This is a genomic window from Streptomyces flaveolus (genome assembly GCF_000716535.1).
Taxonomy (GTDB): Bacteria; Actinomycetota; Actinomycetes; order Streptomycetales; family Streptomycetaceae; genus Streptomyces; species Streptomyces flaveolus_A.
Genome location: NZ_JNWV01000028.1, coordinates 147,775 through 168,285, shown reverse-complemented (window position 1 = coordinate 168,285; position 20,511 = coordinate 147,775). Strand labels below are relative to the sequence as shown.

The window sequence follows — 20,511 nt, the reverse complement described above, 5'->3', positions numbered from 1 at the left end:
GCGGCCCCTCAGTCCAGGTAGCCCCTCAGCTGGTCCGCGAACGCGTGGTCCCGGAGCTTGTTCAGGGTCTTCGACTCGATCTGCCGTATCCGTTCGCGGGTCACGCCGAAGATGCGGCCTATCTCCTCCAGGGTGCGCGGGCGGCCGTCGACCAGGCCGTACCGGAGCTGGACGACCTTCCGCTCGCGCTCCCCCAGCGTGGACAGCACCGCTTCCAGGTGCTCGCGCAGCAGCAGGAAGGCGGCGGACTCGACGGGGCTCGTCGCGTCGCCGTCCTCGATGAGGTCGCCGAGGGCGACGTCGTCCTCCTCGCCGACCGGGGCGTGCAGCGACACCGGTTCCTGGGCGAGCCGCAGCACCTCGCCGACCCGCTCGGGCGGCAGGTCCAGGTGGGCGCCGACCTCCTCGGCCGTCGGCTCGTAGCCGCGCTCCTGGAGCATCCGCCGCTGGACCCGGACGACCCGGTTGATCAGCTCCACGACATGGACCGGGACCCGGATGGTGCGGGCCTGGTCGGCGAGCGCCCGGGACATGGCCTGCCGGATCCACCAGGTGGCGTAGGTGGAGAACTTGTAGCCGCGGGCGTAGTCGAACTTCTCGACGGCCCGGATGAGTCCGAGGTTGCCCTCCTGGACGAGGTCGAGCATGGTCAGGCCGCGGCCGACGTACCTCTTGGCCACGGAGACGACGAGCCGCAGGTTCGCCTCGATGAGCCGGCGCTTGGCCATCCGGCCCATGACGACGAGCCGGTCCAGGTCCAGCGCGAGTTCGCTGTCCAGGTCGGGGGTGCTGCCGAGCTTCTCCTCCGCGAACAGGCCGGCCTCCACCCGGCGGGCCAGTTCCACCTCCTCGGCGGCGGTGAGCAGCGGGATGCGGCCGATCTCGCGCAGGTACTGGCGGAACAGGTCCGCGGAGGGGCCGCCGGATTCGACGCGGGCGACGGCCGGGACCTCGACGGGTTCCTCGGGCTCGTCCGCGAGCGCGTCGGCGGGCGGCTCCGCCTCGGGACGCAGGGCGGCACGGCTCTGCGGGGGCACGGCGGCGAGCACGTCCGCCTCCGCGTCCGGCTCGTCCGCGGTGATGCCGGTGGCGCTGGTGCTGCTGTCGGTCTGGGTGAGGGTCTGGGTCTGCACGGGGGCGACCTCCAGGATGATCGCTGCTGAAGGTGTGCGGCAGCGTGCGCTCCGAGGCTCGGGCACCGCCCCCAGTGTGGAGTACGACACAAGCCCGCCACGAGGGTCGTGCCGTGACTTTTTGCGTCCGGTCCGTCACCCGTCGGTTACTCGTCTCGTTGGACTATGCGACTGGCAACCCCGCGACGAGGGCCGGCCCCGCGTCACAGCGCCTCCGCGCCCCGCTCCCGCAACGCCTGGTCGTACTGCTGGAGGATCCACAGCTCGTTCTGTACGGCGGCCAGCCGGGCCGGGTCACCGGCGGTGGACAGGCGGGTCATCTGGGACTGGATGTCGCGGATGCGGCGCTCCACGGCGCGGCGGCGGATCTGGACGAGGACCGTGCCGGCGTACGTCTCGTCCACCGTGCGGCGCAGGATCGGCTCGACGGCCAGCTCCGTGACCATCGCGCGCACGGTGTCGTCGGGCGCGGCCTCACGGACGCGGACCAGGTACTCCTGCGGGTCCGGTACGCCGTACTCGGCGCCGCCCGCCTCCGCGATGGCCTGGCGCACGGCGGCGTACGGCGGGGCGGTGAACTCGTCCACGCCGTAGGCGTCGAAGGCCGGGGAGACCAGTTCGGGGCGCTGGAGGGCGAGTTTGAGCAGTTCGCGTTCGGCGGCGAAGACCGGGTTGCGCAGGATCAGGGCCGGCCCGGAGTTCGCGGGGCGGGGCGCCTCGGTCCACTGGCGGTCGGCCGGGCGGCGACGGTCCTGCTGCTGGGGGCCCTTGCCGTCGCGGGCCCAGCGGGCGAGCTGCGCCACCCGGCGGACCACGAACTGGGTGTCGAGGATGCCGAGCATGCCGGCCAGCTCGACGGCGACCTCGTGCTGGGCGCCGCTGTTCTTGATCCGGGCGACGATCGGCGCCGCCTCGTCCAGCGCGGCCGCGCGGCCCGCCGGGGTGTCGAGGTCGTAGCGGCTCACGATCTGGCGGAGGGCGAACTCGAAGAGGGGCGTGCGCGGTTCGACCAGGTCGGCGACCGCCTCGTCGCCCTTGGCGAGGCGCAGTTCGCACGGGTCCATGCCGTCCGGCGCGATGGCGATGTACGTCTCGGCGGCGAACTTCTGGTCGTCCTCGAAGGCGCGCAGGGCGGCCTTCTGCCCGGCCGCGTCGCCGTCGAAGGTGAAGATCACCCGGGCCGAGCCGTTGTCCATCAGCAGCCGGCGCAGGATCTTGATGTGCTCGCCGCCGAAGGCCGTACCGCAGGTCGCGATGGCCGTCGTCACACCGGCGAGGTGGCAGGCCATGACGTCGGTGTAGCCCTCGACCACCACCGCGCGGCTGCTCTTCGCGATCTCCTTCTTGGCCAGGTCGATGCCGTACAGCACCTGGCTCTTGCGGTAGATCGGCGTGTCGGGCGTGTTGAGGTACTTCGGGCCGGTGTCGGCCTCGTACAGCTTGCGGGCGCCGAAGCCGACGACGTCGCCGCCGATGTCCCGGATCGGCCACATGAGCCGGCCCCGGAACCGGTCGATGGGTCCCCGGCGGCCCTCCTGGGCCAGGCCGGAGAGGATCAGCTCCTTGTCGGTGAAGCCCTTGCCGCGCAGGTAGCGGGTCAGGTGGTCCCAGCCCTGGGGGCTGTAGCCGACGCCGAAGTGGACGGCGGCGGCCTGGTCGAAGCCGCGCTCGGCGAGGAAGATCCGGCCGGTCTCGGCCTCGGGGCCGGTGGCGAGCTGCTCCGCGTACCACTGGGCGGCGATCTTGTGCGCCTCGACCAGGCGGATGCGCTCACCGCGCTGGTGGGCCGGGTTGTAGCCGCCCTCCTCGTACCGCAGCGTGATGCCGGCCTGCGCGGCCAGCCGCTCCACCGCCTCCGAGAAGGAGAGGTGGTCCACCTTCATCACGAAGGTGATGGTGTCGCCGCCCTCCTGGCAGCCGAAGCAGTGGAAGAGACCCTTGCTCGGGCTGACCTGGAAGGACGGCGACTTCTCGTCGTGGAACGGGCACAGGCCCTTGAGGTTGCCACCGCCCGCGTTGCGCAGCTGGAGGTACTCGGAGACCACGGCGTCGACCGGGACCGCGTCCCGTACCGCCTTCACGTCCTCGTCGTTGATCCGTCCTGCCACGCGTGAATTCTACGGGGGTGCGGTGACAGTCCCGGTGCCCGCGGAGGTCAGGGGGTGAGGCTGTCCAGGGGTACGTGCGGGTCCGAGAGGGCCTCGATGTTCACCTGGGCCCGGGAACGGATCAGCTTCTGGATCGGCTCTGTGACATCCCACACGTTCACGTTCATCCCGGCCAGCACGCGTCCCTCCTTCACCCAGAAGGCGATGAACTCCCGCTTCCCGGCGTCGCCGCGGATCACCACCTCGTCGTACGACCCGGGCGGCGCCCATCCGCTGTACTCCATGCCCAGGTCGTACTGGTCGGTGAAGAAGTACGGCACACGGTCGTAGACCACCTCCTCGCCGAGCATCGCGCGCGCCGCCGCCGGGCCGCCGTTCAGCGCGTTGGCCCAGTGCTCGACGCGCAGCCGGGTGTCGAAGAGGCCGAGCGGGAAGGACGCCACGTCGCCGGCCGCGTAGATGTCGGGGTCGGACGTGCGCAGCCGTTCGTCGACGACGATGCCGCCGCCGTGCGCCCGGTCGGCGATCTCCAGGCCGGCCGCCTCGGCGAGGGCGACCCGGGGTGCCGCGCCGATCGCCGCGAGGACGTCGTGCGCGGGGTGCTCCTCGCCGTCGTCCGTCCGGGCCGCGAGGACCACGCCGTCCTGGCCGACGATCTCGGTGAGCCGGACGCCGAAGTGGAAGCGGACGCCGTGCTCGCGGTGCAGCTCGGCGAAGACGTTGCCCAGCTCGGGGCCGAGCACGCCGTGCAGCGGGGTGGGCGCCGGTTCGATCACCGTGACCTCCGCGCCGTAGGTCCGGGCCGCCGCCGCGACCTCCAGGCCGATCCAGCCGGCGCCCGCGATCACCAGGTGCCCGTTGTCCCGGCCGAGGTGGTGCAGGACGCCCTTGAGGCGCTCGGCGTGCGCGAGGCGGCGCAGGTGGTGGACGCCCGCCAGGTCGGTGCCGGGGATGTCCAGGCGGCGCGGCTCGGCGCCGGTGACCAGCAGCAGCTTGTCGTAGCGGACGATCGTGCCGTCGTCACCGAAGCGGACCGTCTTGGCCGTGCGGTCGATCCGGTCCACGGTCTGGCCGAGGTGCAGCTCGACGTCGTTGCGGGCGTACCAGGCGGGCTCGTGCACGAAGACGCTGTCCCGCTCCTCCTTGCCGAGCAGATAGCCCTTGGACAGCGGCGGGCGCTCGTAGGGGTGGTCGCGTTCGTCGCAGATCAGTATCACGCGGCCGCTGAAGCCCTCCGCCCGGAGCGTCTCGGCCGCTTTCGCGCCGGCGAGACCGCCTCCCACGATGACGAATGTCTGATCCGCGTCGACCACTTGATGCCTCCTCGTAAGGGTGCCGCCACATGCGAGCGTCCCGCACGCAGCGTGATGCGGGAAGAGGGTGTGACCCGATCAGGCCACGCAGGGTCATGTTCCTTTCACATATGCCCCGTAAGTCTCGCGTGCAGCGAGAGCGCCGAGGCGTCGGTCAGCGAGGCGATCTGGTCCACGATCACCCGCTTGCGCGCCCGGTCGTCGTCCGCCGCGTCGAACAGCGCCCGGAACTGGGGGTCCAGGCCCTCGGGCGCGCGTGCGGTCAGCGCCTCGGCCAGCTCCGCGACGATGACCCGCTGGTCGGCGCGCAGCCGCTCCTGTTCCGCGCGCTGCATCACGTACCGGTCCGCGACCGCCTTGAGCACCGCGCACTCCATGCGGGTCTCGCGGGGTACGACGAGTTCGGCGTCGTAGCGGGTGAGCGGGCCGCTGCCGAACGCGGCCCGGGTGGCGCCCTCGGCGGCCAGGCAGAACCGGCCGATGAGCTGACTGGTGGCGTCCTTCAGGCGGGCCTGGGCGACCGCCGTTCCGTCGTAGCCGTGCGGCCACCACTCCTCGTCCTGGAGGCGGTCCAGGGCGGCGGCGAGTTCGGCGGGGTCGGTGTCCACGGGGACGTACCGGCCGACGGCGACCTCGAACACCGCCTGCCGTTCCGGGTCGGCGTGCAGGCAGTTGGGGTCGATGTGGCCGGCGTGCAGGCCGTCCTCGACGTCGTGCACCGAGTAGGCGACGTCGTCCGACCAGTCCATGACCTGCGCCTCGAAGCAGGTGCGGGTGCCGGGGGCGTGCCGTCTGACCCAGTCGAACACCGGGCGGTCGTCCTCGTACACGCCGAACTTCCGCGACGCCGGGTCGGTGGGGTGCGTGCCGCGCGGCCACGGGTACTTGGTGGCGGCGTCCAGGGCGGCGCGGGTCAGGTTCAGGCCGACGGATCCCTCCGGGGTGAACCGTTTGGGCTCGATGCGGGTGAGGAGCCTGAGGGACTGGGCGTTGCCCTCGAAACCGCCGCAGTCGTCGGCGAACTCGTTCAGCGCGGTTTCGCCGTTGTGGCCGAAGGGTGGGTGACCGAGGTCGTGGGCGAGGCAGGCCGCCTCGACCAGGTCGGGGTCACAGCCGAGGGCGGCGCCCAGCTCCCGGCCGACCTGGGCGCATTCGAGGGAGTGGGTGAGCCGTGTCCGGGGGCTGGCGTCCCAGACCTGGCTCCTGGTGCCCGGGGTCACCACCTGCGTCTTGCCTGCGAGACGCCGCAGGGCGGCGGAGTGGAGGATGCGGGCGCGGTCGCGCTGGAAGGCTGTGCGACCCGGGCGTTTGTCCGGTTCGGGGGCCCAGCGCTCGAGTGACGCCGGGTCGTATGCCGTGGAGAGTGCGGTGCCTTCCATGGGTCGACAGTAAGCCTAATCGTCTGCCATGTTCGGTTTCGCCCGCGGGTGAGGGTGCGTTGTGGCTCTCAGGCAGCCGCCGTGGCCCCTTGTGCCAGGCTCTGGTCGTAGCGGTGGAGGACCAGGCGCGCCATCGCCTCGTGGGCGCCCAGGGGTGCCGAGGCGATCCACGGCGCCGCGTCCGCGCACTGGGTGGCGAAGCGGCCCGGGGCCGTGAAACAGGACGCCACCGCCACCCTGTGGCGGCCCCTCGCCGCCAGCGCGCGCACCGCCGTCGGGACCGTCGGGGTCGCCGCCGAGGCGTAGGCGGGGAGCACCGGAACGCCCAGGCGGGCGGTCAGGAGGCGGGCCGTGCGGCGGGTGTCCGTGGCCGAGTCGGGGTCGCGGGAGCCGGCGGCGGCGAGGACGACCGCGGTCTCACGGCGGGCGGTGTCGTCCATGGCCGCCGGCCAGCCGGCCTCCAGGAGGCGGGCGTGCAGGGCCTCGGCGAGGAGGGGGTGGGGTCCGAGCGGGGCGGCCACGTGCGCGCGTACCGGTGAGGCCGCCGCCATCTCGGGGATGTCCTGCTTGACGTGGTAGCCGCGGGCGAGGAGGAGCGGGACGAGGACGGCGGGGGCGCCGCCGAGGGCGGCGAGGGTGTCGGGGAGCAGGGGCTCGTTCAGCTCGATGTGCCCCAGGTGGACGGGGAGGCCGGGGCGCAGCGCGCCGACCCTGGCCATCAGGGCCCGCACGGTGGTCAGGGCCCGGGGGTTCCGGCTGCCGTGGGCGACCAGCACGAGGGCCGGCGGGGCCGGGCGGCGGCCGAGCGGGGAGACGAGCCGGCTGCTGGTGCGGAGGGGGATCGACGCCGTCATGGAACGATCCTGACCGGAGCACGTTGCGCGCCCGTTGCGTGGCCGTCACGGGTATTTTCCGCGGGTTCACCTCGTACGGGCGTCCGGTGTGAGGTGAACCGGAGCGGCGCCGGTGGCGTCCTCCTTGGTCGGGAGCGATCACTGGGGGGCCGTATGAGGATCCGTCGACCGCGATGGCCGCGCACGCGGACCGGGCAGCGGCGGCTGGTGCAGGCCGTGATGGCCGGCTGTGTGCTGGCGCTGCTGCCGTCCACCTGGCTCTACGTGTCGACGGCGGACCGGCTGCGGACGACGGCGGACGTGCCGCGCACCGAGGTCGCGGTGGTGTTCGGGGCGGGGCTGTGGAAGCACGGGGAGCCGTCGCCGTACCTCGCGCACCGGCTGGACGCGGCGGCCACGCTGTACCGGGCGGGGCGGATCGAGGTCGTGCTGGTCACCGGGGACAACAGCCGCGAGGACTACGACGAGCCCGACGCCATGCGCGCCTACCTCACGAAGCACGGGGTGCCGGACGCGCGGATCGTCGGCGACTACGCCGGGTTCGACACCTGGGACTCCTGTGTCCGGGCGAAGAAGATCTTCGGGGTGGACCGGGCGGTGCTGATCAGCCAGGGCTTCCACATCCGGCGGGCGGTGGCCCTGTGCGAGGCGGCGGGGGTGGAGTCCTACGGGGTCGGGGTCGACGCCGAGCACGACGTGACCTGGTACTACGGCGGGACGCGGGAGGTGTTCGCGGCGGGCAAGGCGGCGCTGGACGCCGTCTTCCGGCCGGATCCGCGGTTCCTGGGGCCGAAGGAGCCGGGGGTGGCGCGAGCGCTGGCCGCCGGGCGGTGACCGCGGCCTCACGGCCCGCCGGCCGGCGCGGGGAGGTCGCCGTGCCGGGGGTGTAACCGGAGGCGACCCGGGGTCGTAACACGTACGACGCACGCTGGGCGGCATGGAGAACACCCCGACGCCCACCCACTGCCCGTACTGCGCCCTGCAGTGCGGGATGAACATCACGCCCCTGCCCCAGGGGGGCGTCGAGGTCACCGAACGCGCGGACTTCCCCGTGAACCGGGGCGCGCTGTGCGGCAAGGGCCGTACGGCGGCCGAGGTGCTGTCACCCGCGGTACGGCTGACCGCGCCGCTGGTGCGCGACGGCGGCCGGCTGGTGGAGGCGAGCTGGCCCCAGGCGCTGGACCGGATCGCCGAGCGGCTCGGGGCGACGCGGGAGCGATACGGCCCCGACGCGCTCGGGGTGTTCGGCGGGGGCGGGCTGACCAACGAGAAGGCGTACACGCTCGGCAAGTTCGCCCGGGTGGTGCTGGGCACCTCGCAGATCGACTACAACGGCCGGTTCTGCATGTCGTCGGCCGCGGCGGCCGGTACGAAGGCGTTCGGTCTCGACCGGGGACTGCCGTTCCCGCTGGAGGACGTCCCGAGGACCGGGTGCGTGATCCTCGTCGGGTCCAACCTGGCCGAGACCATGCCGCCGTCGCTGCGGTTCTTCACGGAGCTGCGGGAGAACGGCGGCACGCTGATCGTCGTCGATCCGCGCCGGACGCGGACCGCCGAGCAGGCGGACCTGCACCTGGCACCCCGCCCCGGCACCGATCTCGCCCTCGCCCTGGGCCTCCTGCACCTGGTGGTGGCCGAGGGGCGGACGGACGAGGAGTACATCCGGGAGCGGACCACCGGGTGGGAGGAGGCCCGGGCCGCGGCGATGGCGCACTGGCCGGAGTACGTGGAGCGGATCACCGGGGTGCCGGTGCCGCAACTCCGCGAGGCGGTGCGGATGTTCTGCGAGCCGGAGGCGGCGATGGTGCTCACCGCGCGCGGACCGGAGCAGCAGTCCAAGGGCACGGACACGGTGGGCGCCTGGATCAACCTGTGCCTGGCGACCGGCCGTCCGGGCCGCCCCTTCTCCGGGTACGGCTGTCTGACCGGGCAGGGCAACGGGCAGGGCGGACGCGAACACGGCCAGAAGGCCGACCAGTTGCCCGGCTACCGCAAGCTGGACGACCCGGCGGCGCGGCGGCACGTGGCGGGCGTGTGGGGCGTGGATCCGGACAGCCTGCCCGGTCCCGGGCGCAGCGCGTACGAACTCCTCGACGCCCTCGGTACGGACGTCCGGGCGCTGCTGCTGATGGGCTCCAACCCGGTGGTGTCGGCCCCGCGCGCGGCCCACGTCGAGCAGCGCCTGCGCTCGCTGGACTTCCTCGCGGTGGCCGACGTCGTCCTCTCGGAGACGGCGGAGCTGGCGGACGTCGTGCTTCCGGTGACCCAGTGGGCGGAGGAGACGGGCACGACGACCAGCCTGGAGGGCCGCGTGCTGCTGCGCCGCCAGGCCGTCGCTCCCCCGCCCGGCGTCCACAGCGACCTGTACGTCCTGCACGAGCTGGCCGACCGCCTCGGGGTGGAGAAGGGCTTCCCGACCGACCCGGAGGAGATCTTCGAGGAACTCCGCCGCGCGAGCGCCGGGGGCCCGGCGGACTACTCCGGCATCACCTACCGCCGCCTGGCCGAGGAGAACGGCGTCTTCTGGCCGTGCCCGGAGGGTCCGGGCGAGACGGAGGGCTCCGAGGAGACCGGGGGTACCGGTGCGTCCGACGGAGAGGACGCGGTCCTGGACACACTGCCCGACGACCCGGCGGCGGACACCGGCGGCACCGCCGACGTGCCGCCCGCCCGCCTCACGGCGGCAGCCAGGACCACGGAGGACGCCGTGCCGGACGACCCGGCAGCCGACGCCGGGACCGCCCTCGACTCCCTGCCCCACCGCCCCGCGGCGGACGCCGGCGCCGCCCGCGCCCCCGCCGGCCACACCCACCCCGGCACCCCCCGCCTCTTCCTCGACCGCTTCGCCACCCCCGACGGCCGGGCCCGGTTCGTGCCCGTGGCGCACCGGGCCACGGCCGAGGAGCCGGATGCCGAGTACCCGCTGCTGCTGACCACCGGGCGGGTGGTGTCGCAGTACCAGTCGGGGGCGCAGACCCGGCGCGTGGCGGAGCTGAACGCGGCGGCGCCCGGCCCGTTCGTGGAGCTGCACCCGCGGCTCGCGGCCCGGCTGGGGGCGGCCGACGGCGACCCGGTGGCGGTGGTGTCCCGGCGCGGCCGGGCCGTCGCGCCCGCGCGGATCACCGGTGCCATCCGGCCGGACACCGTCTTCATGCCCTTCCACTGGCCGGGCGAGGGCCGCGCCAACACGCTCACCAACCCGGCCCTGGACCCGACCTCCCGGATGCCCGAGTTCAAGTCGTGCGCGGTGCGGGTGGAGGTCCTAGGTCCAGCGGACCAGTGAGGTCCGGTCCGCCGGACGCGGCACGGGCGGCGGGGCTCGCATAGGTTCGGGGGTATGTCCGACACCGAGCTGACCGAGCAGAGCGCAGCGTACGACCTCGACGCCTATCTCGACCGCATCGGCTTCAAGGGCGAGCGGCGGGCCGACCTGGCCACCCTGCGCGGGGTGCACCTGGCGCACGCGCTGTCGCTGCCCTTCGAGAACCTGGACCCGGTGCGGGGCACGGCTCCGTCCCTCGCGCCCGCCGACCTGATGGCCAAGATGATCCACGGCCGGCGCGGCGGCTACTGCTACGAGCACAACATCCTGCTCCGGCTGGCGCTGGAGGCGTTCGGTTTCCGGGTGACCCAGCTGGCCGGCCGGGTCGTGGTGGGAGCGGGGACGCCGGAGAGCCGGCCCCGGACGCACGCGATGCTCCGGGTCGAGGTGGCGGGCGAGCCCCTGCCGTACCTGGCGGACGTCGGCTTCGGCGCGCCGGGCGCGCTGCTGCTGCCGGTGCCGCTGGTCACCGGCACCGAGTTCGAGGGCGCCGGTCGCCGGCACCGGCTGGTGCGGCTGCCCCACGACGGGCCGCTGGAGCTGTGGGAGTTGCAGTTCCACGGCCCTCGGGGCGGTGGCGGGAGGGCGTGGGCCGGTCAGTACGCGTTCACCCAGGAGCCGTTCGCCGCGCCCGACCTGGAGGTGTTCAACTGGTTCGTCGGCACTCACCCCCGCTCCCCCTTCACCCGCCGCCCGTATCTTCAGCGCACCACCGCCGATCGCCATCTCGCCCTGGACGGCGCCCGGTTCACCGAGACGCTCGCCGACGGCACGGTGACCGAGCGCACGCTGGCCGAGGAGGCTCAGGCGCGGCGCGTGGTGGAGGAGGAGTTCGGCATCGAGGTGCCCGAGGGGGTCACCCTGCTGCCCTGACTCAGCGGCGGGAGAACCAGTCGCCGTCCGCGATGCGGGTGCCGGTGGCGCGCAGCCGGGCGGCGACCCGCGGGGCGGCCAGGTAGACCCAGGCCCGCACGGTGCCGCCCGCGGTGCGTACGACGTCCCGGGCGAGGCGTTCGTAGAGGTTGCGGGGGTCGCCCGGCACATACTCCTCCAGCCGGTCCAGGGCGGCCAGCAGTTCCTCGTACGCCTCGGGCCGGGCGGTCACCAGTTCCCCGCGCACGGTTCCGCCGGGCTCCTCGACCGCGTAGGGGTAGCCGGGGCCGTCGTACAGCACGGCACCGGTGAGGCGGGCCGGCTCCTCGGCGAGGGTGCGACCGCGCAGGAAGAGGTCGTGGTTGGCCTCGCCGGGGCGGAGCGTGCCGTAGACGAAGAAGGGCAGGGGGCGGGGGTCCTCGGCGATCACGGAAACGATTCTGGACCCTCGCCGGCTCCTCACACATCCGTCCGAAGATCCATGAACGCGCTATGGACATGACATGTCATGGCCTCTTAAATCTCGGTGATACGTCAGCGCCACCCCCACACCCAGCCTGGCGCCTCCCCGAGGAGACAGATGAGCCGGATACGGCAGCACGTCCGAGGAACCCGTCGCACAGCCACCGCCGGTGTCGCCCTGACCACGGCGACCCTGCTGGCCGTCAGCCTCTCCCCCGCCGCCCACGCCGACGCCCGGCCGACCCGGGCCACCGCGGTCGAGAACGCGGCGTCGGCCCTCCTGGCCCACGCGACGGCCCTGGGCCTCACCGCCCCCCAGGACACCAGCGTCCGGGACGTGGTCGTGGACAAGGACGGCACCCAGCACGTCCGCTACGACCGCACCTACCGTCAGCTCCCCGTTCTGGGCGGCGACTTCGTCGTCCACCTCGCTCCCGACGGCGCCTACCGCAGCGCCGACCGGGCCACCCGGCAGGCGATCTCCGTGCCCTCCGTCACCCCGCGGGTCTCCGGCCCCAGGGCCGCCGGTCTCGCGGTGAGCGCCCTGCGCGCGGCCAACCCCGGCACGACGCTGAAGCAGGCCAAGGCCAAGCCGGTGCTGGTGGTCGACGCCCTGCACGGCAGCCCGAAGCTGGCCTGGCGCACCGACGCGGCCGGCCTGGACTCGCTCGGCAACCCCGTCGCCCGGACCGTGCTGACCGACGCGCGCACCGGCGCGCAGATCGACGCCTGGGACAGCATCGAGACGGCCACCGGCGACGGCAAGGGGCTCTACAGCGGCACGGTGCCGCTGGAGACCACCCAGTCGGGGACGTCGTACCAGCTCAAGGACCCGACGCGGGGCAACACCTACACCGGTGACGCCGAGGGCAAGACCGACCTGTGCATCTTCGGCATCTGCTTCAGCCGGGCCCCCGCGACCCTGTTCACGGACGCCGACAACCACTGGGGCTCGGGCACCACGGCGGACCGCGCCTCGGCCGCCGTCGACGCCCAGTACGGCACCAACGAGACCTGGGACTACTACAAGAACATCCACGGCCGCAACGGCATCGCGGGCGACGGCAAGGGCTCGTACAACCGCGTCCACTACGGCAGCAACTACAACAACGCCTTCTGGGACGACAGTTGCTTCTGCATGACCTACGGCGACGGTGACGGCACCACCTTCGGGCCGCTGGTCGCCCTCGACGTCGCCGGGCACGAGATGACCCACGGCGTGACGTCCAAGACCGCCGCGCTGACCTACTCGGGCGAGTCCGGCGGGCTGAACGAGGCCACCTCCGACATCCTCGGCACGATGGTGGAGTGGTACGCGAACAACTCCTCCGACACCGGTGACTACCTCATCGGCGAGAAGATCGTGAAGCCCGGCTTCGGCAAGGCGGCCCTGCGCTTCATGGACAAGCCGTCCAAGGACGGGAGTTCGGCGGACTACTGGAGTTCGTCGGTCGGGAACCTGGACGTCCACTACTCCTCGGGCGTCGCCAACCACTTCGCCTACCTGCTCGCCGAGGGCAGCGGCGCGAAGACCATCAACGGCGTCAGCTACGACTCGCCCACGTCCAACGGCTCGACGGTCACCGGCATCGGCCGGGACAAGGTCGGCAAGATCTGGTACCGGGCGCTGACGGTCTACATGACCTCCTCGACCAACTACGCGGGCGCGCGCACGGCCACCCTCAACGCGGCCAAGGACCTCTACGGCGCGGGCAGCGCCGAGTACAACGCGGTGGCCGCCGCCTGGAGCGCGGTCAACGTCAACTGATCCGTCGCGGCCTCCCCGGCCCGCCGCCCCTGCCGCCGACGGTCCCCGGCTGTCGGCGACGGGGTGCGGCCGGCGGGTGGGGGCCAATCGTGTGCTCTTCGCACCCGGCCCCTCACACGGCCCTGACCTGCCGGAACGCACTCCGGCTAGGCCGTGTGGGGGGCCGTTCGCGCCACCCGTTCACCGCAGTCCCGGCGCAGCCTCGGGAAGCGGATCCCCGCGACTGCGACTTACCTCGGTAGGGCAGGGGCGCACCCCTGGACGAGTCGGACAAGCTCTGGGGAGCACCATGCGACGCACTGCCCGTCTGCTGGCCGGTACCGCGCTCGCCGTGACCGCCGCGGCGCCCGCCCAAGCGGCCGGGACCGGCCGTCTGGACCTGTACCCGGCGACCGTGGCACCCGGTGGCCAGGTCACGGTGAACACGGCCGCGTGCAAGGACACGGGGGCCGCGACCGGGGACGCGGGCGCGGTCGGTGCCGGAACGTTCATGCTGGCGCCCACCGCGCACGAGGGCGAGGCGATCGGGCAGTTCCGGGTGCCGCCGAGCGCGCAGCCGGGGACGTACGAGATCGTCGCCCGGTGCGCCGAGGGCGACCGGCAGGTGGCGGGCGACCTGGTGGTGGCGTTGAGCGCGGCACACGAGCAGGTGCTGCCGCGAGGAAGCGTGAAGACGGGGGTCGGCGGCGGACTCGGCCCTGACCCCGTACAGACCGCGGCGGGTGTGGCGGCACTGGCCGTCGCCGCCGCGGGCGGTACCTGGCTCCTGCATCGCCGGGCGAGAGGCGACGGGATCTGACGGACACCCTCCGCTGTCCGTCCGCCGGTACCGCACATCCCGCCCCCTCCGGGTCCGACGCCCCTCGCGGCCCGGAGGGGGAAGGGATTTCGGGGGCCCGCCCCCGGGAGAGGGGGTTGGCATGCGCAAGGCCGCCGGAAACCGCACGGCCGGGAACCGCAAGGCCGCCGGGAACCGCAGGACCGCTCGGAGCGCCAGGGCCGCCCGGCTCGGCGACACCGCGATAGCCGCCGTCACCGTCGTGGCCCTCGGCTCGGGGGTGTGGCTGCTGGGTGGCGGCACCGGCCCGCACACCCCACCGCAGCCGTCCGCCGCCGAGGGCCGCCCCGACCCGGGCGGTGCGCGGGTCGCGGCACCCGGCCTCGCCCCGTCCCCGCCGATCCGCATCCGCATCCCCGCGATCCGGGTCGACGCCCCCCTCATGGGCCTGGCCCTCACCCGCTCGGGCAGCCTGGACGCGCCGCCCGCCCAGGAGAAGAACCTGGCCGGCTGGTACGAGGCCGGCACCACCCCCGGCGAGACGGGCACCGCGATCGTCGCCGGGCACGTCGACAACACCGAGGGGCCCGCCGTCTTCTACGACCTCGGCGCGCTGAAGCGGGGCGCCCGCATCGAAGTGGACCGCCGGGACGGCACCGTGGCCGTGTTCACCGTGGACGCGGTGGAGGTGTACGCGGCCCGCGACTTCCCCGACGAGAAGGTGTACGGCGCCGCCCCGCGCCCCGAACTGCGCGTCATCACCTGCGGCGGAGGCTACTCGAAGACCACCGGCTACCAGGGCAACGTGGTGGTGTTCGCCCACCTGACGGCGAGCCGCTGACGGCTTCAGCGCGGTGCCGGTGCCGCGCCCAGCACGTGTCGCTCGCCCCACGTGCCCAGGGGTGCCAGCGCCTCGTTCAGCTCGGTACCGCGCTCGGTCAACGAGTACTCGACGCGCGGCGGCACCTCGTCGTACTCCTCGCGGTGCACGATGCCGTCGGCCTCCAGCTCGCGCAGGTGCGCGGCGAGCACCTTCTCCGTGACGCCCGGAAGCCGCCGGCGCAGCTCACCGAAGCGGCACGTGCCGCATTGGCCCAGCGCCCACAGGATCGACACCTTCCACTTGCCGTCGATGATGTCCATCGCCGCGTCGGTACCGCAGACGTACGCCCCCGGCCGCCGTCCCACCGGCATGGTGTTCCCCCTTCCGACCCGCACGCTTTCCCGCCGGTAACCACCCACTTGCAAGTACGTACTTCTGCTCGGCGGTTCCTCCGACGAGCCTAGTCGCCATGACCGACAACTCCCCTTCCTCCGGCCCCCGCACCCCCCTGACCCTGCTCGGCACCGGCGCGATGGGCACCGCGCTCGGGCGGGCCTGGCTCGCCGCAGGGCATCCGCTGACCGTCTGGAACCGCACGCCCGAGCGCATGGCCGGGCTGACCGCCGAAGGAGCGGTGGCGGCCCCCAGCGCGGCTCGGGCGGTGGCCGCGAACCGGCTCGTCGTGGCCTGCCTGCTGGACGACGCCTCGGTGGGCGCCGCCCTGGACGGTGCCGATCTGGCCGGCCGTGACCTGGTGAACCTCACCACCGGCACCCCCGCCGAGGGCCGGGCACGCGCCACCTGGGCCGAGGAGCGCGGCGCCCGTTTCCTGGACGGCGGCATCATGGCCGTACCGCCGATGATCGGCGCGCCCGGTGCCTTCGTGCTCTACAGCGGCCACCGTGACCTGTTCGACGAGCACCGGGACACCCTCGCCGTCCCGGCCGGCACCGAGTACGTCGGCATCGACCCCGGCCACGCCGCGCTGCACGACGTGGCGCTGCTGAGCGGGATGTACGGCATGTTCGCGGGCATCACGCACGCGTTCGCGCTGCTGCGCGGGACCGACGTGGCGCCCGGGGACTTCGCCGCGCTGCTCGTGCCCTGGCTGAACGCGATGGCCGGCTCGGCGCACCAGGCGGCCGAACGGCTGGAGTCGGGCGACTACACGACCGGCGTCGTCTCCACTCTTCAGATGCAGGTGGCGGGCACGGACACGCTGCTGCGCACGGCCCGGGAGCAGGGCGTACGCCCGGACCTGCTCAACCCGTTCCTGGAGCTGATGCGCCGCCGCCTGGCCGACGGCCACGGCACGGAGGACACCACCGGCCTGGTGGACCTGCTGCGCACCCGGTGACCGCCGGGCCGCGCCGGCCTCACACCCCGCCCCCGTCCCCGCGCAACCCCCTCACACCTGCGGCCCCCGTCCGCTGAGGGCAGCGTTCCTCCCGGGAAACAGACGTGATGCTGCCGGGTAACGTCGGGGCCGCACGCTCGGGGCATGACCTCGAATACGCGTGTGGTGGTGATCGGCGCCGGCCTCGCGGGCGTACGGCTCGCCCGGCGGCTCGGCGAGCTGGGTGTGCCCGCGCTGCTCGTCGGCGACGAGGAGCACGCGCCGTACAACCGGGTGCTGCTGGCCGAGGTACTCGCCGGCCGGTACGCCCCGGAGGTGATCGCGCTCCCGCCGCACGCCGGCCTGCTGCGCACCCGGGTCACCGGCATCGACCGGGCCGCCCGGACCGTCGCCTGCGCCGACGGCACGTCGATCGCATACGACGCGCTGGTCCTGGCCACCGGCTCCAACCCGGTGCTGCCCCCGCTGCGCGGCCTGTTCACCCCTGATCACCAGCTCCCCGAGGGCGTCCACGCGTTCCGCACCATGGACGACTGCCTGGGCCTGGCCAAGGCCGTGCGGCCGGGGGTGCGGGCGGTCGTCGTCGGCGGCGGGCTGCTCGGCGTCTCCGCGGCCCGCGCGCTCGCCGTGCGCGGCGCCCAGGTGGTGCTCGCGCAGCAGGCCGAGCGGCTCATGGAGCGCCAGCTCGACCCGGACGCCTCCCGGCTGGTGCTGCGGCACCTGACCGGCCTGGGCGTCGAGGTGCACACCGAGTGCCGGGTACGGGACGTGCGCTGCGTCGCCGGCGCGGTCCGCTCGGTGGAGATGGCCGACGGGTACGCGCTCGACGCCGACCTCGTGGTCCTCGCCTGCGGGGTACGGCCCCGCACGGGTCTCGCCGAGCAGGCGGGCCTCGCCGTCCGCAAGGGCGTCCTCGTGGACGACGAGCTGCGCACCTCCGACCCGCACATCCACGCCATCGGCGACTGCGCCCAGCACGACGGCACCGTCTACGGCCTGGCCGCCCCGGCCCTGGAACAGGCCGACGCGCTCGCGGAGCTGCTGGCAGGCGACGCCCGTGCCCGCTACACCGGCACCCGCTCCCTGACCCGGCTGACCCTCACCGGTCCCGACTCCCCCTTCGACCTCGCCGCGTTCGGCGAGACCGAGCCCCGCCCGGGCGACGACGTCGTGCGAATCGCCGACGCCACCCGGGGCACCTACCGCAAGGTCGTCGTCCGCGACGACCGCCTGGTCGGCGGGGTCCTCGTCGGCGAACTCGGCACCGTCGGCGCGCTCGCCCGCGCCTGGGAGGGAGCGGAGCCGCTCCCCGACGACGGTCCCCTGCTCCACCTGCTCACCAACGATGGAGGCTCCTGAATGACCGCCACCCCGGGGGCCACCCCCACGATCGTGCTCGTCGGCCACGGCATGGTCGGCCAGCGCTTCCTCGAAGCGCTCGCCGAGCGCGGCCTGACCGCCACGCACCGCGTGGTCGTGCTGTGCGAGGAGCCGCGTCCGGCGTACGACCGCGTCCAGCTCACCTCGTACTTCTCCGGCAGGACGCCCGAGGACCTCTCCATGACCGACATGGAGTTCATCAAGGACCACGGCATCGAGCTGCACATCGGCGACCCGGCGGAGACGATCGACCGCGAGGCGCGCACGGTGACCGCCCGCTCGGGTCTGGTCGTGGACTACGACGTCCTCGTCCTGGCCACCGGCTCCTACCCGTTCGTGCCGCCGGTGCCGAACAAGGACGCCACCGGATGCTTCGTGTACCGGACCATCGAGGACCTGCTGGCGATCGAGGAGTACGCGAAGTCCCGGGCGACGACGGGCGCCGTGGTCGGCGGCGGTCTGCTCGGCCTGGAGGCCGCCGGCGCGCTCAAGGGGCTCGGACTCAACGCGCACATCGTGGAGTTCGCGCCGCGCCTGATGCCGGTGCAGGTGGACGACGGTGGTGGCGCGGCGCTGCTGCGGACCATCGAGGACATGGGCCTGACCGTCCACACCGGTGTGGGCACCCAGGAGATCGTGACGGACGCCGACGGTGCGGTCACCGGCATGAAGCTGTCCGACGGTTCCGAACTGGCCACCGACATGGTGGTGTTCAGCGCCGGTGTCCGCCCCCGCGACCAGCTGGCCCGCGACGCGGGCCTGACGGTCGGCGAGCGCGGCGGCATCGCGGTGGACGAGCAGTGCCGGACCGTCTCCGACCCGCACGTCTTCGCGATCGGCGAGTGCGCGCTGGCCGCCGACGGCCGGGTGTACGGCCTGGTGGCGCCGGGGTACGAGCAGGCGGAGACGGCCGCGGCCACCATCGCGTCCGATGAGGCCGCCTTCACCGGCGCCGACCTGTCCACCAAGCTGAAGCTGCTCGGCGTGGACGTGGCGTCCTTCGGCGACGCCCACGGCACCACCGAGAACTGCCTGGACGTGGTCTACTCCGACTCCCGCGCGGGCCTGTACAAGAAGCTGGTCATCGGCGCGGACGGCACGCTGCTCGGCGGCGTCCTGGTCGGTGACGCGGAGGCGTACGGCACCCTGCGCGCGCTCACCGGCTCGGTGCCGCCCGTCTCCCCCGAGTCGCTCGTCCTGCCCGCCGGAGCGGGCTCGGGGGTCCAGCTCGGCCCGTCCGCGCTGCCGGACGAGGCGATCATCTGCTCCTGCCACAACGTCAGCAAGGGCACGATCCGCGGCGCGGTCACCGACCACCGGTGCGCCACGGTGCCCGAGGTGAAGAAGTGCACCAAGGCCGGTACCGGCTGCGGCAGTTGCGTGAAGGTGCTGGGCCAGCTGGTCACCGCCGAGCTGGAGGCGTCCGGGGTCGAGGTCGACAAGGGCCTGTGCGGCTGCTTCGCGCAGACCCGCGAGGAGCTGTACGAGATCGTCCTGGCCCTGCGCATCACCTCGTACCAGGAGCTGCTGGACCGCCACGGCCGCGAGGGCGCCCGGGGTGGTGACGGCTGCGAGGTGTGCAAGCCGGCGGTCGGCTCGATCATCGCCTCCCTCGCCCCGGCGATCGGCGCGAGCGGCTACGTCCTGGACGGGGAGCAGGCCGCGCTCCAGGACACCAACGACCACTTCCTCGCCAACCTCCAGAAGAACGGCTCGTACTCGGTCGTGCCGCGCATCCCCGGCGGGGAGATCGCACCCGAGAAGCTGATCGTGATCGGCGAGATCGCCCGGGACTTCGGCCTCTACACGAAGATCACCGGCGGCCAGCGGATCGACATGTTCGGCGCCCGCGTCGAACAGCTCCCACTGATCTGGGCGCGGCTGGTGGACGCCGGTTTCGAGTCCGGCCACGCCTACGGCAAGTCGCTGCGCACGGTGAAGTCCTGCGTGGGATCGACCTGGTGCCGGTACGGCGTGCAGGACTCGGTCCGGATGGCGATCGACCTGGAGCTGCGCTACCGGGGCCTGCGGTCCCCGCACAAGCTGAAGTCGGCGGTGTCCGGCTGCGCCCGCGAGTGCGCGGAGGCCCAGTCCAAGGACTTCGGGGTGATCGCCACCTCGAACGGCTGGAACCTGTACGTCGGCGGCAACGGCGGGGCCACCCCGCGCCACGCCGACCTGCTGGCCCAGGACCTGTCCGACGCCGAACTGGTCCGGCTGATCGACCGGTTCCTCATGTTCTACATCCGTACGGCCGACCGTCTGGAGCGCACCAGCACCTGGCTGGAGCGCATCCCCGGGGGCCTGGAGCACGTACGGGACGTGGTGGTGCACGACTCGCTCGGCATCTGCGACGAGCTGGAGAAGCTGATGCGGGCGCACGTCGCGCACTACCGCGACGAGTGGGCGGAGACGGTCAACGACCCCGAGAAGCTGGCCCGGTTCGTGTCCTTCGTGAACGCCCCGGACACCCCGGACCCGGTCGTCTCCTTCGTCCCCGAGCGCGACCAGATCAAGCCCGACCTGCCGCTGCTGAACATCGGCCTGCGGCCCGCCGACGACGTCCTGGAAGGAAGCGCCCAGCGATGACCCTGGCAGTTGAGACGACCGACCTGAAGGTCCAGCTCGAGCTGGCGGACGGCTGGTTCACGGTCTGCGACCTGAGCCTGCTGGTCCCGGGCCGCGGAGTGGCGGCCCTGCTGCCGGACGGCCGCCAGGTGGCCCTCTTCCGCGACCGCGCGGACCGGCTGTACGCCGTCGACAACCGCGACCCGTTCACGGGGGCGGCCGTCCTCTCCCGCGGCCTGACCGGCACCCACCAGGGCCGCCCGTTCGTGGCGTCCCCCCTGCTGAAGCAGCGCTTCGACCTGGTCACCGGTCAGTGCCTGGACGACGAGTCGGTTGGGGTGACCGCGTACGAGGTACGGGCGCTGTAGGGACGGGGTGGGGCCCGGACCGGCC

At 73.3% G+C, this 20,511-nt stretch carries 17 protein-coding genes; 10 read left to right on the top strand and 7 right to left on the bottom strand.

Annotated features, from left to right (window positions below):
* Positions 1-8: 8 nt before the first annotated feature.
* The 5 genes from OO52_RS29135 to OO52_RS29115 all read right to left on the bottom strand — a co-directional run bounded on the left by OO52_RS29135 (position 9) and on the right by OO52_RS29115 (position 6,787).
* Complete coding sequence (locus tag OO52_RS29135; protein ID WP_420711441.1) at positions 9-1,208, bottom strand: RNA polymerase sigma factor; 1,200 nt, start codon at positions 1,206-1,208, stop codon at positions 9-11.
* Positions 1,209-1,336: 128 nt separating this feature from the next.
* Positions 1,337-3,241 (bottom strand): DNA primase, encoded by a 1,905-nt coding sequence (dnaG, locus tag OO52_RS29130; protein WP_030652373.1) that lies wholly within the window; start codon positions 3,239-3,241, stop codon positions 1,337-1,339.
* Positions 3,242-3,288: 47 nt separating this feature from the next.
* Complete coding sequence (locus OO52_RS29125; protein ID WP_030652376.1) at positions 3,289-4,554, bottom strand: NAD(P)/FAD-dependent oxidoreductase; 1,266 nt, start codon at positions 4,552-4,554, stop codon at positions 3,289-3,291.
* 104 nt (positions 4,555-4,658) lie between these two features.
* Entirely contained in the window at positions 4,659-5,933 is a 1,275-nt protein-coding gene (locus tag OO52_RS29120) for a deoxyguanosinetriphosphate triphosphohydrolase (RefSeq protein ID WP_030652379.1), read from the bottom strand.
* A 68-nt stretch (positions 5,934-6,001) separates the two neighbouring features.
* Positions 6,002-6,787: a sirohydrochlorin chelatase gene (locus tag OO52_RS29115; RefSeq protein WP_030652382.1), complete on the bottom strand. Its 786-nt coding sequence runs from the start codon at positions 6,785-6,787 to the stop codon at positions 6,002-6,004.
* A 153-nt stretch (positions 6,788-6,940) separates the two neighbouring features.
* Here OO52_RS29115 and OO52_RS29110 point away from each other — a divergent pair, with 153 nt between their 5' ends.
* The 3 genes from OO52_RS29110 to OO52_RS29100 all read left to right on the top strand — a co-directional run bounded on the left by OO52_RS29110 (position 6,941) and on the right by OO52_RS29100 (position 10,982).
* Positions 6,941-7,621, top strand: a complete 681-nt coding sequence (locus OO52_RS29110) for a SanA/YdcF family protein (RefSeq protein WP_030652385.1) — start codon at positions 6,941-6,943, stop codon at positions 7,619-7,621.
* Between the two features lie 103 nt (positions 7,622-7,724).
* Positions 7,725-10,070, top strand: coding sequence for a molybdopterin oxidoreductase family protein (locus tag OO52_RS29105; RefSeq protein WP_030652401.1), 2,346 nt, complete (start codon positions 7,725-7,727; stop codon positions 10,068-10,070).
* A gap of 54 nt (positions 10,071-10,124) precedes the next feature.
* The gene (locus tag OO52_RS29100) at positions 10,125-10,982 is read left to right on the top strand and encodes an arylamine N-acetyltransferase family protein (RefSeq protein ID WP_030652404.1); all 858 of its coding nucleotides are present in this window, start codon (positions 10,125-10,127) and stop codon (positions 10,980-10,982) included.
* Between the two features lies 1 nt (position 10,983).
* On the opposite strand, the gene OO52_RS29095 is transcribed toward OO52_RS29100, so the two are convergent.
* Positions 10,984-11,412 carry a gamma-glutamylcyclotransferase family protein gene (locus OO52_RS29095; RefSeq protein WP_030652407.1) on the bottom strand — a complete coding sequence of 143 codons (429 nt, stop codon included), beginning with the start codon at positions 11,410-11,412 and terminating at the stop codon, positions 10,984-10,986.
* A gap of 150 nt (positions 11,413-11,562) precedes the next feature.
* On the opposite strand from OO52_RS29095, the gene OO52_RS29090 reads away from it, so the two are divergent.
* The 3 genes from OO52_RS29090 (at position 11,563) to OO52_RS29080 (ending at position 14,831) form a co-directional block, all read left to right on the top strand.
* Entirely contained in the window at positions 11,563-13,212 is a 1,650-nt protein-coding gene (locus tag OO52_RS29090; protein WP_030652410.1) for a M4 family metallopeptidase, read from the top strand.
* A gap of 289 nt (positions 13,213-13,501) precedes the next feature.
* On the top strand, positions 13,502-14,011 hold the full coding sequence (locus OO52_RS29085) for a hypothetical protein (RefSeq protein WP_030652413.1): 510 nt from the start codon (positions 13,502-13,504) through the stop codon (positions 14,009-14,011).
* A 121-nt stretch (positions 14,012-14,132) separates the two neighbouring features.
* A complete protein-coding gene (locus OO52_RS29080; protein ID WP_078629923.1) occupies positions 14,133-14,831 on the top strand; it encodes a class F sortase in 699 nt (232 codons plus the stop codon).
* 5 nt (positions 14,832-14,836) lie between these two features.
* Here the strand turns inward: OO52_RS29080 and OO52_RS29075 are convergent, their stop codons facing one another.
* Entirely contained in the window at positions 14,837-15,184 is a 348-nt protein-coding gene (locus OO52_RS29075) for a winged helix-turn-helix transcriptional regulator (RefSeq protein ID WP_030652418.1), read from the bottom strand.
* A 98-nt stretch (positions 15,185-15,282) separates the two neighbouring features.
* Here OO52_RS29075 and OO52_RS29070 point away from each other — a divergent pair, with 98 nt between their 5' ends.
* The 4 genes from OO52_RS29070 to nirD all read left to right on the top strand — a co-directional run bounded on the left by OO52_RS29070 (position 15,283) and on the right by nirD (position 20,486).
* Complete coding sequence (locus OO52_RS29070) at positions 15,283-16,170, top strand: NAD(P)-dependent oxidoreductase (protein ID WP_030652422.1); 888 nt, start codon at positions 15,283-15,285, stop codon at positions 16,168-16,170.
* Positions 16,171-16,314: 144 nt separating this feature from the next.
* Positions 16,315-17,529, top strand: coding sequence for an NAD(P)/FAD-dependent oxidoreductase (locus OO52_RS29065; RefSeq protein ID WP_030652424.1), 1,215 nt, complete (start codon positions 16,315-16,317; stop codon positions 17,527-17,529).
* Positions 17,530-20,139 carry a nitrite reductase large subunit NirB gene (nirB, locus tag OO52_RS29060; RefSeq protein ID WP_030652426.1) on the top strand — a complete coding sequence of 870 codons (2,610 nt, stop codon included), beginning with the start codon at positions 17,530-17,532 and terminating at the stop codon, positions 20,137-20,139.
* Positions 20,136-20,486: a nitrite reductase small subunit NirD gene (gene nirD / locus OO52_RS29055; protein ID WP_030652428.1), complete on the top strand. Its 351-nt coding sequence runs from the start codon at positions 20,136-20,138 to the stop codon at positions 20,484-20,486. The genes nirB and nirD overlap by 4 nt, the downstream gene beginning before the upstream one ends.
* The last annotated feature ends 25 nt before the right edge of the window (positions 20,487-20,511 follow it).

What these genes read in the sequence shown, in the direction of transcription:
- nirD (WP_030652428.1), top strand. Translation starts at nt 20,136, where the DNA reads ATGACCCTGGCAGTTGAGACGACCGACCTGAAGGTCCAGCTCGAGCTG.
- OO52_RS29075 (WP_030652418.1), bottom strand. Translation starts at nt 15,184, where the DNA reads ATGCCGGTGGGACGGCGGCCGGGGGCGTACGTCTGCGGTACCGACGCG.
- OO52_RS29105 (WP_030652401.1), top strand. Translation starts at nt 7,725, where the DNA reads ATGGAGAACACCCCGACGCCCACCCACTGCCCGTACTGCGCCCTGCAG.
- OO52_RS29120 (WP_030652379.1), bottom strand. Translation starts at nt 5,933, where the DNA reads ATGGAAGGCACCGCACTCTCCACGGCATACGACCCGGCGTCACTCGAG.
- nirB (WP_030652426.1), top strand. Translation starts at nt 17,530, where the DNA reads ATGACCGCCACCCCGGGGGCCACCCCCACGATCGTGCTCGTCGGCCAC.
- OO52_RS29080 (WP_078629923.1), top strand. Translation starts at nt 14,133, where the DNA reads ATGCGCAAGGCCGCCGGAAACCGCACGGCCGGGAACCGCAAGGCCGCC.
- OO52_RS29085 (WP_030652413.1), top strand. Translation starts at nt 13,502, where the DNA reads ATGCGACGCACTGCCCGTCTGCTGGCCGGTACCGCGCTCGCCGTGACC.
- OO52_RS29090 (WP_030652410.1), top strand. Translation starts at nt 11,563, where the DNA reads ATGAGCCGGATACGGCAGCACGTCCGAGGAACCCGTCGCACAGCCACC.
- OO52_RS29070 (WP_030652422.1), top strand. Translation starts at nt 15,283, where the DNA reads ATGACCGACAACTCCCCTTCCTCCGGCCCCCGCACCCCCCTGACCCTG.
- OO52_RS29115 (WP_030652382.1), bottom strand. Translation starts at nt 6,787, where the DNA reads ATGACGGCGTCGATCCCCCTCCGCACCAGCAGCCGGCTCGTCTCCCCG.
- OO52_RS29100 (WP_030652404.1), top strand. Translation starts at nt 10,125, where the DNA reads ATGTCCGACACCGAGCTGACCGAGCAGAGCGCAGCGTACGACCTCGAC.
- OO52_RS29110 (WP_030652385.1), top strand. Translation starts at nt 6,941, where the DNA reads ATGAGGATCCGTCGACCGCGATGGCCGCGCACGCGGACCGGGCAGCGG.
- OO52_RS29065 (WP_030652424.1), top strand. Translation starts at nt 16,315, where the DNA reads ATGACCTCGAATACGCGTGTGGTGGTGATCGGCGCCGGCCTCGCGGGC.